This window comes from Paenibacillus peoriae, from assembly GCF_022531965.1.
GTDB classification, from domain to species: domain Bacteria; phylum Bacillota; class Bacilli; order Paenibacillales; family Paenibacillaceae; genus Paenibacillus; species Paenibacillus polymyxa_D.
This window is the reverse complement of sequence record NZ_CP092831.1, coordinates 2,721,922-2,738,600: the sequence shown is the minus strand read 5'-3', so window position 1 is coordinate 2,738,600 and position 16,679 is coordinate 2,721,922. Positions and strand designations below refer to the sequence as shown.

The window sequence follows — 16,679 nt, the reverse complement described above, 5'->3', positions numbered from 1 at the left end:
ACGTATCTCTCCTCGCGAAATAGATAGAGGTAAAGTAACTCCTCATAAATGACCGCCCTTGTCAAGGAACTAGTCATGCGTGTCTTTTCTCCGGCATTAAATTGCCAATGGTAGTCGGCAAAAGCGATCACTCCTGATATACCATTGAGATATGGGTGCCTTCAAAGAGCTGAATTTGAATCGAAACAAGCGCATCTTCTTTTTCATCGCTCACACTTTCGCAGTGCAAGCTTTTTTAGTTGTGCGGACATAGCAAATAACTCTGACTCTGGATGTATGAAAATGTGCATGGAATGAGAATATTTTTGAATTATGCTGAGAGTACATCTTGGTGGTGGGTTGTAGAATGGTTGCCACAATATTAACAACGTAGTGTATCATGATGTGTGCTGTCGAATCTTGGCTGGAGGGTATCGATGCTGTGAGATACATGAGCTGCTGCAGCGTGGTTAGGAGCGTGATTCACGACTGCGCTTATGACTTCCTGATTTTGTACATGGATGAAAAATGATGGTCATCGGACGGGCCAACGGGGTTCCCAGGCTGCTAAGGATACGTTTCACATACCTTAAAAATAATGAAGTTGTCTTTTGCAATACGGGAGATGTGGGACGGATTTACTGGATATGATGCTATGGACAGGGAATCTTACAGTTTGGCCTATACAACTGCCATGCTGTTTCAATTACAATCAGTGCCCCCATACATTGTCTAAAAAAGAGAACAGCTTATGTACTTATGAAGCCATTTCGGGAAGCAGTGAGGGCATGTTGTCCTGCTTGATGTCCATGGAGCTTCTGTTGAACAACTTCTATGTTCTGCAAGCCATTAAGCAAAGTCCTCATATCGGGCGAAAATAACTGGATCTTCTCAGTCAGATAGATCACGATTTTTAAAAACTAAGACATGATCGGAGTCGCCATATAAATTTCTCAAATCCTCTTATTGCCCAAAATTTCACAATAAATCCTTATATCCCTTTTTTCCTCCCAATACTTTCTAGCTATTTTAAATATACAAACTTTAAAACCGATTAGCATGGGACAAAAGTTCCAAATTGATAGATTTCATGAAATCCATAAATAACCCATATTATTCTATTATTTTTATATCTTCAAATACAAGAATTTCACTTTTTTATTAAATTGAATACCGATCATGACCCGTTAACGTGATTTAAGACAAAATTTTTGATTTTATAAATTGATAAAATCAAAATGACGTAGACTTGCAAAAAAGTCCAAAACCCTTGTATCAAAACAAATTTTACGTTACACATCATTAACACAAATGTAACAAATCAATTCTGACATCATCCGACAAATTTCAACTTTTTCAGCAATATTCTTTAATCACCTATATAATGGAATTTATTCACATCAAGCTGAAGTGATTCAAAATTAATAACTCTTCATTTTTTAAATAGATAGTGACTTTTCATAGCTCTTTTGAACTAATTCACATGCAAAATTTTCTTTAATTTTCTTCTGAAATTTCAGTTCAGATTAAATTTTTCTCTAATTTTAGCTAGAAACTTTGCTTTTTATTTAATAGAAACGTTTTGATCTTCCTTTAAAAGTATAAATTTTTAGAAAAATCATAACTATGGAACTATTTTTTTCGCAAAATTCAATGAACCGAAAACATAAAAATAGCAAGCCTCCATGTTGCAAGAGACTTGCTATTTTTATGTTTTGGCGACTTGACCCTTAAGAATGAAGTGAATACTGCCACAGCGAACGTACCAGAAACATTTGTTGTGTGATGTATACTGTGTACGAATCGAATCGTTTTTGTTGCCGAGCTCATCACAACCGATTGAGCTTCTGCCCTGTGATCAGACATGGAACAAATCCTTTGCAACCACTCACCAGATATCCAGACAAGCAATCGTATATCACGTCTTTTAGATGACAAGGGATTCCCGCGGCTGTCCACATTAACCGATTCAAACTGGTGCGAGAACTGAACCGGATAATCAGAGCTTGGCTTCTACGCCTACTTTGCTGCAATAAGAATCGTTCTTCACCCATCCACTACATCTGCTTGTAAATCTGTTGCAATTTCAATCATCTTAGGCACGACAGCCTCATTGGAAATAGCCACGTACACATCCCCCATGTAATGACGAAAAGGTATTTCTACGTCAGCATACTTCCACATGAAAAAATCTCCCTCGATCGACATGGTGCTCTCAGCACCTTGTATGATAAGCTCCCGTGAATACGAAAAGTCTGGCAGGGATGCAAAGTAATCTTTGCACTCCTCCAGGGAAATGGATTGCTCCACAGGATTTTCCTGCATGGAACGGGTGATTCGAAAACGCTGGTTCATTGATCTGCCTCCACAATTATGATTAAGAAATTCTGACTCTTATACCTTATAATGTCCACATGATGATGTTAATTAAGTTGGAACTATATGGATATTCATTATACTTTCAAGCAGTTACTTTTTAGGACGCATGTTCAAACTGACTGTTGTATAGATCGGCATAGAAGCCGCCTTTTGCTAGCAATTCCTCATGGTTACCCATTTCGATAATGTCACCGTCCTTCATGACCAGAATCAGATCCGCATTCTTGATCGTCGAAAGTCGGTGAGCAATCACAAAGGAGGTTTTCCCCACAGTCAGCTGGTCCATCGCTTGTTGAATCAGCAATTCCGTACGCGTATCGACCGAGCTTGTGGCCTCATCCAGAATGAGCATAGGTGAATCTTCAATCATCGCCCTTGCAATGGTAATCAATTGCTTTTGACCCGCAGAGAGATTGGCTTTGTCATCCAGAACTGTATCATATCCCTGCGGCAGTGTTTTAATGAAACTGTGCAGTCCCACCGCTCTACATGCAGCTTCTACCTGCTCATCAGTAACATGATCTTTGGAAAAGACGATATTGTCACGAATCGTTCCTTCGAACAGCCAGGTATCCTGAAGCACCATACAGAATAATTCATGAATATTCTCACGCGTTAATTGGCTGATCGGAGTTCCGTCAATGTAGATTTCTCCATCGTTCAGCTCATAAAACCGCATGAGTAAATTCACGAGCGTGGTCTTACCAGCGCCTGTCGGACCGACAATGGCGACTTTCTGACCAGCTTTAGCTTTCATAGAGAAGTCTTTGATAATCATATGGTCTTCGTTATAACCGAAACGAACATGTTTGAATTCAACATCCCCTTTGGCGTTATCCAGCTTCATAGTCTTGTCACTTTCATCCGCCAATTCTTCTTCACCCAAAAATTCGAATACACGTTCACTGGCAGCGGCCGCCGATTGCAGATTGGTTGCAGCCTGTGCCAGCTGTGACAAGGGCTGTGTAAACAGACGAATATACACCATGAAGGCGACAATAGTTCCGATGGTTATAGTCTGTTGGTTGACCAGCAAAGCTCCCACAACACAGACCGCGACATAACCAAAATTTCCAATGAACATCATGACTGGCATCATCAGACCAGACATGAACTGGGACTTCCATGCATTTGTATATAAGCGGGTGTTAATGCCATGAAACACTTCCTTGGCTGCTTGTTCCCCGTTATAGACCTTGACTACGTTATGACCAGCATAGGTTTCTTCGATATGACCGTTGATCTGGCCAAGCTCCGCTTGCTGTGCTACAAAATATTTCTGTGAATGCTTCATAATCACGCTCATCAGGCTAAAGCCGATCAGCGTAGCTACAATTCCGGTAACGGTCATGATCCAGTTCGTATAAAGCATCATAATCAAGGCTCCCACGAAAGTGGCCAGCGCACTAACAAGCGTGCCGAGACTGTTGTTTAGCGTTTGTCCGATGGTATCGACATCGTTGGTTACGCGGCTAAGCACATTACCATAACTCGTAGAGTCAAAATACTTCAAAGGCATATGATCGATTTTTCGAGACAGCTCTGTTCGCATCTTCTTTGTAAGACGCTGTGAGACGGTTGCTGTAATGAAGCCCTGAAAATAGTTAAAAATAAGACCAAATCCATATAAAAGCGCTAATACAAAAACAATCTTCTGAACAGCACTTACATCAATCCCGGTTACGATTCCTTCCTGAATCAGGTTGGCAATATCACTGAGCTTATCTGGGCCAATCACGTTGAGGGTAGAGCCGACCAGGGCCAGTACCATAGCGAGTATAATCATAGGCACATAGGCCTTGCTGTAGGATGCAAGCTGGCTGATGGTCTTTTTAAAATTATTTGCTTTTTCACCACCACCCCTGCCCCCCGCGGGACCTTTGCCCATGGGACCTGGCTGATTCATTTTCATTTGCTGGCTGTCGACGGTGTGTTCATTCTTATCCATGTATGAGTTCCTCCTTCGAAAGCTGCGAATATGCGATCTCCTGATAGGTGCTGCAGTTCGTCATCAGCTCTTCATGCGTGCCACTCCCTACAATCTCCCCCTGGTCCAGCACGATAATTCGGTCAGCGTCTTTGATAGTGCCTATGCGCTGACCAACAATAAGTGTCGTAGCGTGGCCGGTTTCTTTTTTGAGAGCGGAGCGCAGAATCCGATCTGTTCTGTAATCTAGTGCCGAGAAGGAATCATCGAAAATATAAATTTCCGGCTGTCGGTAGATGGCACGCGCAATCGACAGCCGTTGCTTTTGACCACCGGACACGTTCGCTCCACCTTGCGAAATTCTACCCTGATACTGACCATCCATTTTTTCAACAAACTCCGTTCCTTGAGCAATACCAACGGCTTCTTTGACGAGTTTCTCTGAAGCTCCTGCTCTTCCGTTAACACCATACGAAACGTTGGATACCACCGTACCGTTGAACAGTACAGCTCTCTGGGGAACATATCCGATTTTGTTATGGAGTGCCTGCTGATTATAGTTCCTGACATTCACACCGTCCACGAGTACCTCTCCCTCGGTCACATCATAGAAGCGGGGAATTAGATTGATCACGCTGGTTTTGCCGCTGCCTGTAGCGCCAATAAAGGCAACCGTCTCGCCTCGTTTCGCCGTAAAGCTAATATTGCGAAGCACGGCCTCCTCCGCGTCCGGATATTTGAAGCTGACATTACGGAATTCCACTTGCCCCATAACGCTTTCTTCTCCAGTCGTCTCATGCCCGTTAACGATACTGGATTCGGTATTCAAAACCTCCATGATCCGTTTGGCAGAAATCGAAGCTCGAGGCATCAGGAAGAAAATCATACTTACCATCATAAAGGCCATGACCACCTGCACCGCATAAGAGGAGAATACGACCATATTAGAGAATAGCGTAATGCGGTCCGGCACGGCCGCTCCGTTAATCAGGTAAGTGCCAACCCAATAGATCGAGACACTCAGACCCGACATAATAAAGGTCATACCCGGGCCAACCATTGCCATTAACCGGTTCGCAAACAGGTTTGTATTCGTCAATTCGGCATTAGCCTGCCCGAACTTCTCCTCCTGATACTGATCTGCATTATAAGCGCGCACCACCCGAAGCCCGGTCAGATGCTCACGTGTTACTCTGTTCAGATTATCGGTGAGACGTTGGATTTTTTGGAAACTCGGAAGAGCGAAAATAACAATGACACTCAGCATCAGGATCAGGACAGCCACAGCCACTCCTGTAGAGGCGGTCCACTGCCAGTTTTTATCCGCAATTTTTGCAATGGCCCACACGGCCAGAATCGGCGCCTTGATGATCACCTGCAGCCCCAGCGCAACCACCGTTTGAATTTGGGTAACATCGTTCGTGGAGCGGGTGATAAGGCTGGCTGTTGAAAAGTTGTTCATCTCTTCCATGGAAAAAGATAAGGCCTTGTCAAAGACCATCGCACGCAGACGCATGGCCAGCCCTGCCGCGACCTTTGCCGCAAAATAGCCGACAATAATAGATGCAATCATACTGCCGACGGCACAAAACAACATGTAACTGCCGGGAATCAGCAGTTCGGACATAGGTGTTCCTTCTGTTTGCAGCTTGGTCGTAATTTCCGCCATATAATCAGGTAGCTTCAGATCAAGCCATACCTGCACAACGATGAAAGCCAGGCTGCAAAGCACGAGCATCCATTCATTTTTTTTGAGATATTTGAATATCTTTAGCATTCCGTTGCTCTCCTTTTATCTGATAGTCTTTGATGTCTGGTGAAGTATGGTGCTCCTGCGTCTGCATAGAAATTCAGCTTCTAGAGACAATAAGCTTAATGAGCCGGATCAGTTCTTTGGCATCCTGTTCGTCTAACTTTCGAAGAACATTCTCGGTCCATGTGATTCCTTCCTTATGCCTATCAATCATAAATTGCTTACCTGAATCCGTAATGAATACAATCACCTTACGTTTGTCATTGACATCAGTACGCCGTACAACTAGTCCTTTCTTCTCAAGGCTCTTCAGTGCCGTTGCTACTCGTCCCGTACTGACGGACAAGTATTCGCTCAAGTGGCCAGAGGTAACCCCGTCCTTATTAAAATTCAGACAAATGAGAATCCCCATTTCGCCACGTGAGAAGTGCCCTCGTTCCTCTAATGCTGGTTTCTGCGATTTGACGATATACTCGAATAGTTCTGTCGCTAATGCTTTATAATCCAATGGTCACAACACCTTCTCGCTAATACCTTATAGTATGAGATAATTAATCTTATAGTATAAGATAATAATAATGTTGGGTTACAAAGTCAATTAGAGAAAATATGGAATACAAAAAATCCTCCGTAACCAGCTTGTATTTTCACCAAATTTTCCACACAAAAAGTTCAATGGAAATGCCAAAAACTCGAGGAGTGGTTTGCAAGGCTTTTACCAACCTTCACTTCTAACATTGGAAGCTACATTGCATTGTAACGTCCATGGTATGAATAACCATCTTATAGTGCCACATATCACAACACCTAAGAGCTAAAACCGAATCTCATCTTATGTATCTTCCTCTGACATGCTCTCTGTGGTCGCATAGTTCATTGAATTAGACCTTCTGTAGAGTACCTTGATAGAGTACTTTACAAAAGGTCTAAAGGACGTACTTTTTTCGCTTAATCGACCATTTCCATTTCAAAGTCTTTTATCGTTGCATTCGGTCTTAAAATCTTTTCCTGGTCAAATATAGCTAGCGGTTCACCACCATTTTAACTTTGACAGGCCAATTATGATTAGCAAGAGCTCAGTCTTAGAACCCTGTAGTATACTGTGTAGGGATTGCAGTTTCTTTTTTCAATTTTGATGCGGCTTCCAGTGACCAATAAGGATTTCTCAACATCCCTCTACCCACAGCAACTAGATCGGCCTCTTCATTTCCGATAACTGCATTCGCCAATATTGGATCTTCTAGTCTTCCAACGGCCATCACCGGAATATCCAAAGCTTCTTTGATCTCTTTTGCTAAGGGGACTTGATACGCTGCGTGAGTTCCTGGTCTGCCCCATGCAGCTATAGGTCCCTCACCACCAGATGAAATATCAAACATATCTACTCCTGCCTTTTGATATTCCTTGGCAAAAGCAATGGTTTCCTTAATACCATATCCACCTTCTACGTATTCTTTGGCAGAAATACGCATCAAGAGCGGCATATCTTCTGGCATTTCACCCTTCGCTGCCTGGATGATTTCCCGACCAAAAAGGGTAAGTTCTTTACCATATTCATCTTCCCGTTTGTTCGTAAGCGGCGAATGAAATTGATGAATCAAATAGCCATGTGCACCATGAATTTCAATGCTGTCGAATCCAGCCTTGACAGCGCGAGCTACAGCAGCACGAAATTTCTCAACCAGGCCTTTAACCTCTTCTGTTGTAAGCGCGCGAGGTTGTTTTGAATTTTCATCAAATGCAATAGCAGATGGTGCTACAGGAACTTCAGCATCTTCCGCCTTGCGTCCGGCATGCGCGATCTGGATTCCCACTTTGGCACCGTAGCTATGACAAGCATCTACAATCCGTTTGAGAGCAGGAATCTGCTCATCTGACCATAAACCAAGATCAAAATCGGAGATACGACCATCCGGCTCTACATCTGTCATTTCAATTATGATAAAACCAGCTCCGCCTACTGCACGGCTAACGTAGTGCATATAATGCCAATCTGTGGCAACCCCGTCCTTTTGGTCAACCGAGTATTGGCACATTGGAGGCATAACTACGCGATTTTTCAATTCCAAACCTTTAATTGTATAGGGACTAAATAAATCTTTCATGTGAGAAAGACTCCTCTCTGAGTTATATTAGGAAATACAACAACAAAATGCATGCACATGCATATATACTAACATGTTTGTTTCATTTGTCAACTCTAAGCATGATTTCAGACTCTTCAAAGTAAGATTACGTCATTTACTCGTTTGTTATAGTAAGCTACTTCTTCGTCTATATCGTAAAACCGGCATTGCCTGACCACGTAGTCATCGGAGCCATACGCTATTCTTCATAGTGATCCCGCTTTTCAAATTAATTAATACACATTTTGATTGCTTATTTTTCAAAAAAATACGTGGATGATTTGAATAAACTGTGAGCGCTTCTGGTTTCCACTAGGAAGCGCTCGTACTGTATATTAATTTTTGATGTGGAGGAAAATCTACATTCTCATGCTCTCCATAAAAAAGCTCAATGCGTTGGACACCCACTTCTTGGGATGAAGAACAAGCTGAATTTCCAGCTTGAACTCGGCATGCTCAAAGGGTAACACCTTCAGCTCTTCCCGTTCAATCTCCTCCAGCGCAGCCATTAGAGGTAGAATGGATATACCCTCTCCAGTCTTGATGCTCCGTTTGATCGCTTCCGGATTACCCAGCTCTAGGCTTACGCGATAGGTGATTCCATTTGCTCGAAGCACTCTCTCCAGCAGTTGTCTGTAGTTGCACGTATGCTCGGGCATAATCCACTCCGCATCCACCAGATCATCCAGGCCGATTCGCTCTTTAGCGATAAGCGGATGGTTCGGATGGACAATCAGCACAAGCGGTTCTTCTCGAATCGTAATCCACTGCAAGGCCGGATTGCTTGAATCGTCCGCGAGGATCAGTCCAACATCGGCCTCCCCTTCCCTGACCTGGTGCAAAATCATCTCTTCGCGATCCGTATGCAATCGTATGTTCAGATCAGGGTATTCTTTGCGAGTCGCCTGCATAAACGGCGGCAGAAAATACGAAGCGATGGAATCCATAGTACCGATCGTCATAGAGCCCCCGCCCTGCTTGGCCAATTTTTCTTTCGATTGCTCGAAAAGCTCCAGCATTTGTCCAGCAAGCTTGAACAGTTCTTCCCCGGCAGAGGTAAGACGAATCTTGTTGTTGCTGTAGCGTTCGAACAATTTGACTTGATACGTTTTCTCCAGCTTCTGAATCTGGGTCGTGACGCTGGATTGTGCGTAACCGAGCACTTCTGCTGCTCTCGTAAAGCTTTCACGAATAGCCACTTCCCGAAATGTCTGAAGATAAATGAAATCCATTCTGGCCACCCCATCAAAAATTTTGATTAGAATCATCGCTTATTATAGATAACTCCGATGCTGTCTCCTATGTTACATTAGATTTAATTCAACGGGAAGGGATAACTGATGATGATGATGAACGAACAACATATTCATGGGATTTTCATACCGCTGATTACACCTTTTACGCGTGACTATAAGTTGGACATCAATTCGTACCGGAAGTATGTTACCTATCTTGCAGGTCATGACATTCAGGGACTGGTTGTTAACGGTACGACAGGAGAGTCGCCAACCGTATCCTGGGATGAAGTGAAGCAAATGGTACAGGTGACGCAGGATGTTCTGAAGAGCATGAACAAAACCATTCCGATCGTCATTGGCACGGGAACGAACGATACCTATTCAACGGTGCATCGGACGGAAATGGCGGTTGAATTAGGAGCGGATGCAGCCATGGTGGTCACTCCGTATTACAACCGACCGACGCAGGAAGGAATCTTGGAGCATTTCCGTGTCGTATCTCGTGTAGGCCTGCCTGTGCTTGTATATGAGATTCCGGTTCGCACGGGCAGTCGCATGACAATAGATACCATACGCAAGGTGCTGGACCTAGATGGCGTAATTGGGCTCAAGGACAGCACGGGCGGTCTTGATCTGCTCTTAAAATTGACCCAGTATGAGACCAAGCCTGTCCTCTGCGGAGAGGATGCCTATTTCCATGCCATGCTATGCCAAGGCGCTACCGGCGGTATGCTTGCATCCGCCCATCTCAATATCCAGAAGTATGTGGATACGTACCAACGTTTTGTAGCTGGCGACATGAACGGATCGCGAGACAGTTTTAAGCTACTGGAACCGCTGATCCAGCATGTATTTGCAGAGCCAGCCCCGGCCGCGATCAAGTGGTGGCTTACCCAGCAAGAGATTATTGCTGCCGAGCAATTGCGCCTGCCACTTATGCCACTGTCGGATCAGGTGAAGCAAGGTCTCCTGAATTCAATCGTATCCTGATAAATCAGCTTATCTCAGACTACCCAATCATAACGTAGAAGAAGCATCTCCTAGTCAGGAGATGCTTCAATTTTTAGCCGGAACAGGCACCCTTCTGAAAAACGAATTTAAGAAGATACCTTCTATACTAGAACACTATAAGTTACTGGTCTAAAATTGGTGAAGATGAATGTAGCACATAGCAATTTGATGTATGAAGACATGTCTTCTATCGAGCTTAAAATGTCCGAAAGATCATTGCGTTGCTTGATCCCCACCCAACCCTAGATGTCTGTCATCAAGATATATTTTTTGCAAGTCCCTCAATCTGAAAAGCTTACAAGCAATAGCTGGATGGTTGCTAGTAAATCGAGTTGCAGCATTAAGGGAATTCTTTGTGTAAGCGAAATTATTGCAAAAAGAAGCTGCCGATGAATTTCATCGACAGCTCTTCTCTTTTACGCAGTATACTCCTCAATCCTATTCGCTGGACAACTCCTTGAGCGATTTGACTTTACCATGGGGATGCTGTTCTTGCTTTCGTGACTTCCAGGCTGCTTCTTTCCTTTTCTTCTGGTGAGCCATAGCAGATATCCTCCTTTGGAAATTGTGATGTATACTACTTTCTTAAGTTGTCATTTCTCAGCTCTGTTCATTCATAAAACTAAATTCGTTGGTTTTTGGAATAACTCAGGGTGTAATCTGGATAAGCCAACTAGCCTTCTTGGAAGCGAGAAATGTAGCTGCATGTGGAATCGGCCGATAAGGGATTTAGTACATATAACTGCGCCCGCAAGATTGGAAGGAGCGGTAGAAGGCTATTTGTCGGCTGAACCACTATAAACTGTGCTTAATTTCGATGTCGCCCTAATACCATTGGGACCTTCAATAATAATACGACCTTGTTCCGTAAAACTTGTTCCTTCCCAGTCAGTAGCCATATCCAAATAATCGAGACCCGCGCTGTTTCCTTTCCAAGACCATGCTAGATAACCTACCCCCTTTTGCTCAGCGTAACTCATAATGGTAGCCTCATCAACATCACCACTCGTATGCTTGATGCCGAATTCGCCAATCACAAAAGCCAGGTTTTTATTCAGTACATTCTCCATGTTGCTTTTTACTGTAGCAGCATTTCCACCGGCATATTCATACATATGAATAGAGAACATCGTATTTTTTAGCGGATCTGCATTAAAGACTTCTGTTCCGTAGTCAAAAATAGATTGCGGATACTGTCCCCATCCTGCTCCGTCAACCATGATTGTGTTTTTGATGCCGGCATTTCTAAGCTTGGGTATAACAGACTTATAGCCTTGCGCCCAGCCTCCGCCATCCCATGTTCCATACCATTCGTTCGCAATATTGAGGATAACGGTGCTTTCTTTTCCAATGAGTGCACCTTTCATTTCAATCCAGTAATTCGCAATATTATTCAATACAGTAGCGCTATCAGACCCTGTACCATCATGTACTTCAAGGACAACAACCAATTTGTTTTGCTCTGATAAAGTGATTAAATTCTGTAGCTCAGACAGATTGTCTTTTGTCCATTGCTGACCATCCGACAGTACGATTCTGATGGTGTTCGCTCCCGTTCTCGCAATGGCAGGGATCGCTGCTGACTCTTGACCCTTATACCATGTATAAGCGTGATTGATTCCTCTCATTACGAACGGATTTCCGTTGGCATCGTACAGCGTTGTTCCGTTAATATAAAAGCCTGTATTCTCAGAGGTAGCATTTGTCGTCACATTTATGATATTGCTTGCTGTTGAAACATTCCCTGTTGCATCCCTGGCTTTTACGGTGAAGCTATACGTTGTATCGGCGGTAAGTCCTGTCACCGTATAACTTGTCGTGTCGGTTGAATCGACCAAGATTGTTCCATTATACACATCGTAGCTGGTAACACCTACATCGTCTGTTGAAGCATCCCATACAAGACTTACCGAAGTGTTTGTTTTGGAAAAGCTTTTCAGGTTCGCTGGTGCCGTTGGTGCTGTAGTATCAGCGGTTGATTCGACAAGCGTAAACTTCCATTTCTGCTGATCATTTCCGTTATCCACCCATTGCTGTACATTTGCCCCATCATTAGTATAACCCCCGATTACATCCAGCGCTTTACCGCTAGATTTAACGAGCAACTTATAATATCCGCCGCCGACGCTAATAATCTTCCACTTTTGATTAGATAAGTCGTTGTCTGTCCATTGCTGCACATTAGCACCATCTTCGAGAGAACCTCCAGCTACTGTTAATGCTTTACCGCTGGATTGCACAATCAGTTTATAGTATCCATCGCCAACGTCGATCACTTTCCATTTCTGCTGGGGTCTGCCGCTGTCCGTCCACTGCTGCACCTTGGCTCCATCGGCAGTGGAGTTTCCTGCTACCTCTAGGTTTTTTCCGCTATGTTGTGCTGTTAGTTTATAAATTTCACCTGAAACAATACTTGTGTCGGATGCGCTAGTGTTCACATCAATCACATTGCTTGCAGCCGACGCGTTCCCAGCAGCATCTCTGGCTTTCACATAAAAGCTGTACGCCATGTTAGCTGTTAAGCCGGTAACGATAAAGGACGTAGACGCACTGGAGCCTATGAGGTTTGATCCGTTGTAGATGTCGTATTCGGCAACCCCTACATTGTCTGTAGATTCCGTCCACTCTAAGCTTACCGTCGTATCAGATATAGAGGAACTAGTCAGGCCGGAGGGCGCTGTTGGAGGTGTGTTATCCCCCGGTTCGTCGGCTGAATGCACTTCGAATTCCCAGAGGGAATATCCGTAGCCAGTAGCCCTTTCGATGCCGTTCATTCTTACATACCTTGCGTTTGTTGCTTCGAAAGATATCTTCTCAATTCCTCCCTCTCCAGTCGTAGTGGAATAGACGGTAGCCCAATGATCATTATCCGTTGATGTTTGAACTTGGAAGGACTTCGCATAAGCCGCTTCCCAGTTAAGCGTAACCCCATTGATTTCGGTAGTATTGCCGAGATCTACACTTATCCACTGTGGATCTGAATATTGTGAAGACCATCTAGTTAGCGAATTCCCGTCAATCGCAAAATCAGCCGCCTTACTCGAATCTTCGACGGAGCTTGCAGTTGCCGATTTGGTGAGAACAAGGCTTTCGGAAGCGCTCACATTTTTGATCGGCAACAGACTAATAAGCAGACCAAACAAAATCAAACATGTTATGGTTTTTTTCATCTCAAAACCTCCAATTCATATAAATAAACAACTGCTTGATTAGTCCTGTATTATTCATCTTGAAGTTCACTAATTTACCTAAATTGTCTTTTCTAGGTCGACCCTCCCTTCATAGTTTTCTATTCAAATCTTCATCCCAAAGGCTTAATAAAGGCTCCTCCTTTAACCGCTTTCATTTAGAGTTACATCACTTATTTCGCTTCGATTGATTTTCTATATCGTCCTCCAGAGATAAAATTCATCAAAGCGACCTAAAGCATATATATTTTTGTCCTCCAGCACTATTCCTTGATTAATAAAAAGTTTTAAAATCTATTTGAAAAACTCATAACAATGCACCTGAATCATGCAAATTATTTAATAGCTGTTATTGTAACTCCCTAAAAGAAACGTTTTTTAAAGAGACTATGAGCTAATGATCAATTATTCAGCAAATGAAGCAAGTGAACCGCCTTCCCACATTTCCCACTAATTCAGTGTCAAACCATCATTATAAAGATTATAGGCACCTTTGAAGGCTTACTATAAATTTTATCCAAAACAAAAAAGCCGCCAAAATGGCGACTTCTTATGCGTATATATTGTTGTCTCTCCTTGCAGTGCTGATGATGTTAACCAAGCCATAGTGAACAAAATAGCCTATACTTAACACACTCCATTCCAGTCATCCCCTTTGTCCAAACGCTCTCTAGGCTCTAACCTCACTTCTGGCAATCCTGGATAAACAGGCATTTCTTCATATATTGGGTAACCGATTTCAACGTACTTTTACATAATAAGACGTCTGTAATTAGTTTTAAGATCCATTATAGGGGATATTCGCCTAATGTGCAGCTTCCGAAAAGTACAAGCGGAGTAGAACCAGACAAACTGTAAGCAGATCATTGTTCTCTTATAATCCGTGTATGAACTTAGTTATTTAATATAGGTATCTCTCCAAGCAGATTTTTTAAATTAATAGAATCCCACGGCATATGCTCCGTTATACCTAAGCCAACTACATCTGTTTCTTCAGATAGTTCTCTAATCAGATTAAGTAGTTGGGGCATTTGCATTGTTCCCGCAGGAGAATAATTATAAGGTGCTTCAGGGTTGGCGAATATTAAAGAACGAAATGTTTTTGGGTCAAGCACATCTAAATCAAGGTGAATAGCCAGATGCTTAATGCCACTTTCTTTAATCCACTCTTTTATAGATTCAGTACTGTTTGTTAACTCTTGGGCTTCTGCAGTTCTAATCCCTAGTCTTTGAATCACTTCTGTATCTGGTTCTGTTGGTGCTATACCTAGTCTTTGAAACGCTTCTGAAATCACTTCTATTTCTTGCTCTGTAGGAGTTGCTAATCCTGCGATAAAAACATTTTCTGGTTTTAGAGGGATTTTCACATGCTTTGCGAATTCCTCATCTCCTTCTCCCAACAGATTTCCGAGCGGTAATGTATGTCCGTTATCATAGCCTACATATCTAACTAAATCACTGTGAGCATCGATCCAAATTAAACCTAATTCCCCACCATATCGTTCGTTTAAATAGGCAAATGGAGCTTGTTCCACTAAGCAGTCACCACCAAACATTACAATGCGATCTGGCTTATGAGCATCAATGATATGCTGAGCAGCCTCTAATTGTTCAAGTAGCTGTGTTCTCCCATTCATACCGTTTTCGTTTTCAAGTGGAGTTCCATCATAAGCTTGAACTGGAACATGAATAAGGGGTTGATCATTATCCGGAGCTAGCCAAGCAAGCAGTTCGGCTCCAAAAGAGTAATTAGGATTGTTTCCCCCTTGCCATTGTGGCATTAACAGGCGTATTGTTTTTTTAGTCATGTTATTCTCTCCTTTACTTCAAAAGTAAGGTTAGTATAAACTGAACACAAATAAAAACGTAGTACGCACTATTTTGATAGGTACTACCCGAAAGGATATTGTAACCATGAGTATGGCTGAATTTAAAGGTAAAGTTAAAAATATTCAAGATACACCTTTTGGTTATACAGTTTCATTGATTGGTGGTAAATGGAAAATGGTTATTATTTATCTCCTAGCCGAAAACCGGACCGTTCGCTTTAATGATCTGAAAAGACAGATAGGGGCTATTACTTATAAAACATTGAGTTCACAACTAAAAGAATTGGAAGCGGATGGTCTGGTAAATCGAAAAGAATATCCGCAAATTCCTCCTAAAGTCGAGTACAGTCTCACAGATAAAGCAGAAACGCTATTACCTGTTTTGGAAGGGTTATGTGAGTGGGGAACAAAAAATCAAAATAGTTAAATCCAGTTTTCTACTAAAAAGCCTATATGCGAAAAGTATGCTGAAGATGCCGCATTCCTTATTCTCCAACGGAAGAGACAGCATACAGCCGTTCTGCAAATACTATTATCTTAATTATCGCTTCAAGCCAGATTTATCTCCCGAATCACTTCAAGCGGAACCTTCGGTTTTCGGTCTTCCGTCAACAACCCGTTGACTTCCTGCTGTACATCGGTCACCTGTGTATAGCAATAGCCCGAGAGATAGGGGGTCGCTTTAATTGCTCCGGTGATTGCACGGAAACGTTCGATAGAAGCTTCGACTGAATAAAGGAAATGCTGTTGTTTACGATGCTTTCCTTTTCCTGATATCGCCCCAAAAACTCTTCGCCCGTTTCCACATAATCATGAAGAGTTAAAAATATCCGAGACCCTATGCTCCCATCCGTCATTGGTAACCACCGGACGATACGGATCAATAGTCTTCGTCAGATGATAAATGGTTTGCGTGAACTACTGCTGCCTTACATCATGTTCAATGGTCGATATGCCACACGATTCATTGAACGGGCCCAAGTTATGATACTTGGATGATTGTACTGCTGCGGTACGATTTCCAGCCATTCCTTGTAAAGCGGCTAACCGCCTGATCATTGAACTCAAAGGTCGACGCCATTTCCGACCAGACGAGCATGCCTTTCACATCACACCAATATAAAAAGCGTCAATAATATTGTATTAAATTATTAATTTTGTATTAAATACCGATCATGTTCGATTTCTCTGGTTCAAGAACCCATAGGAAAGACAGCGATTATTGAGCCGAACCTTGTACACAAAAACA

Annotated in this window: 11 protein-coding genes and 1 pseudogene; 2 read left to right on the top strand and 10 right to left on the bottom strand. The window is 42.8% G+C overall.

Going from position 1 to position 16,679, the window contains the following annotated elements; translation table 11 throughout:
• Positions 1-2,025: 2,025 nt before the first annotated feature.
• The 6 genes from MLD56_RS12220 to MLD56_RS12195 all read right to left on the bottom strand — a co-directional run bounded on the left by MLD56_RS12220 (position 2,026) and on the right by MLD56_RS12195 (position 9,396).
• The gene (locus MLD56_RS12220) at positions 2,026-2,334 is read right to left on the bottom strand and encodes a hypothetical protein (RefSeq protein ID WP_029518457.1); all 309 of its coding nucleotides are present in this window, start codon (positions 2,332-2,334) and stop codon (positions 2,026-2,028) included.
• Positions 2,335-2,455: 121 nt separating this feature from the next.
• The gene (locus MLD56_RS12215) at positions 2,456-4,306 is read right to left on the bottom strand and encodes an ABC transporter ATP-binding protein (RefSeq protein ID WP_029518458.1); all 1,851 of its coding nucleotides are present in this window, start codon (positions 4,304-4,306) and stop codon (positions 2,456-2,458) included.
• Positions 4,299-6,062 (bottom strand): ABC transporter ATP-binding protein, encoded by a 1,764-nt coding sequence (locus MLD56_RS12210; protein ID WP_039275165.1) that lies wholly within the window; start codon positions 6,060-6,062, stop codon positions 4,299-4,301. Before MLD56_RS12210 ends, MLD56_RS12215 begins: the two co-directional genes overlap by 8 nt.
• Positions 6,063-6,135: 73 nt before the next feature.
• Complete coding sequence (locus MLD56_RS12205; RefSeq protein WP_029518460.1) at positions 6,136-6,546, bottom strand: MarR family winged helix-turn-helix transcriptional regulator; 411 nt, start codon at positions 6,544-6,546, stop codon at positions 6,136-6,138.
• 574 nt (positions 6,547-7,120) lie between these two features.
• Positions 7,121-8,143 carry an NADH:flavin oxidoreductase/NADH oxidase gene (locus tag MLD56_RS12200; protein WP_029518461.1) on the bottom strand — a complete coding sequence of 341 codons (1,023 nt, stop codon included), beginning with the start codon at positions 8,141-8,143 and terminating at the stop codon, positions 7,121-7,123.
• A 380-nt stretch (positions 8,144-8,523) separates the two neighbouring features.
• Positions 8,524-9,396 carry a LysR family transcriptional regulator gene (locus tag MLD56_RS12195; RefSeq protein ID WP_029518462.1) on the bottom strand — a complete coding sequence of 291 codons (873 nt, stop codon included), beginning with the start codon at positions 9,394-9,396 and terminating at the stop codon, positions 8,524-8,526.
• Positions 9,397-9,510: 114 nt separating this feature from the next.
• Here MLD56_RS12195 and dapA point away from each other — a divergent pair, with 114 nt between their 5' ends.
• Positions 9,511-10,392 carry a 4-hydroxy-tetrahydrodipicolinate synthase gene (gene dapA / locus MLD56_RS12190; RefSeq protein ID WP_029518463.1) on the top strand — a complete coding sequence of 294 codons (882 nt, stop codon included), beginning with the start codon at positions 9,511-9,513 and terminating at the stop codon, positions 10,390-10,392.
• A gap of 459 nt (positions 10,393-10,851) precedes the next feature.
• Here dapA and MLD56_RS12185 read toward each other — a convergent pair whose 3' ends face one another.
• The 3 genes from MLD56_RS12185 to MLD56_RS12175 form a co-directional block, all read right to left on the bottom strand.
• Complete coding sequence (locus MLD56_RS12185) at positions 10,852-10,956, bottom strand: DUF6254 family protein (protein WP_023988604.1); 105 nt, start codon at positions 10,954-10,956, stop codon at positions 10,852-10,854.
• A gap of 233 nt (positions 10,957-11,189) precedes the next feature.
• Entirely contained in the window at positions 11,190-13,583 is a 2,394-nt protein-coding gene (locus tag MLD56_RS12180) for a cellulase family glycosylhydrolase (RefSeq protein ID WP_029518464.1), read from the bottom strand.
• A 911-nt stretch (positions 13,584-14,494) separates the two neighbouring features.
• On the bottom strand, positions 14,495-15,409 hold the full coding sequence (locus MLD56_RS12175) for an arginase family protein (RefSeq protein WP_029518465.1): 915 nt from the start codon (positions 15,407-15,409) through the stop codon (positions 14,495-14,497).
• 106 nt (positions 15,410-15,515) lie between these two features.
• Here MLD56_RS12175 and MLD56_RS12170 point away from each other — a divergent pair, with 106 nt between their 5' ends.
• Positions 15,516-15,857, top strand: a complete 342-nt coding sequence (locus MLD56_RS12170) for a winged helix-turn-helix transcriptional regulator (protein ID WP_029518466.1) — start codon at positions 15,516-15,518, stop codon at positions 15,855-15,857.
• Positions 15,858-15,979: 122 nt separating this feature from the next.
• On the opposite strand, the pseudogene MLD56_RS12165 reads toward MLD56_RS12170, so the two are convergent.
• Positions 15,980-16,559: pseudogene (locus MLD56_RS12165) on the bottom strand (glycoside hydrolase family 2 TIM barrel-domain containing protein); the annotation flags it as partial.
• Positions 16,560-16,679 lie beyond the last annotated feature (120 nt).

Coding starts and splice junctions, on each gene's coding strand:
- MLD56_RS12200 (WP_029518461.1), bottom strand. CDS start 8,143: ATGAAAGATTTATTTAGTCCCTATACAATTAAAGGTTTGGAATTGAAA.
- MLD56_RS12175 (WP_029518465.1), bottom strand. CDS start 15,409: ATGACTAAAAAAACAATACGCCTGTTAATGCCACAATGGCAAGGGGGA.
- MLD56_RS12215 (WP_029518458.1), bottom strand. CDS start 4,306: ATGGATAAGAATGAACACACCGTCGACAGCCAGCAAATGAAAATGAAT.
- MLD56_RS12170 (WP_029518466.1), top strand. CDS start 15,516: ATGAGTATGGCTGAATTTAAAGGTAAAGTTAAAAATATTCAAGATACA.
- MLD56_RS12185 (WP_023988604.1), bottom strand. CDS start 10,956: ATGGCTCACCAGAAGAAAAGGAAAGAAGCAGCCTGGAAGTCACGAAAG.
- dapA (WP_029518463.1), top strand. CDS start 9,511: ATGATGAACGAACAACATATTCATGGGATTTTCATACCGCTGATTACA.
- MLD56_RS12210 (WP_039275165.1), bottom strand. CDS start 6,062: ATGCTAAAGATATTCAAATATCTCAAAAAAAATGAATGGATGCTCGTG.
- MLD56_RS12180 (WP_029518464.1), bottom strand. CDS start 13,583: ATGAAAAAAACCATAACATGTTTGATTTTGTTTGGTCTGCTTATTAGT.
- MLD56_RS12195 (WP_029518462.1), bottom strand. CDS start 9,396: ATGGATTTCATTTATCTTCAGACATTTCGGGAAGTGGCTATTCGTGAA.
- MLD56_RS12220 (WP_029518457.1), bottom strand. CDS start 2,334: ATGAACCAGCGTTTTCGAATCACCCGTTCCATGCAGGAAAATCCTGTG.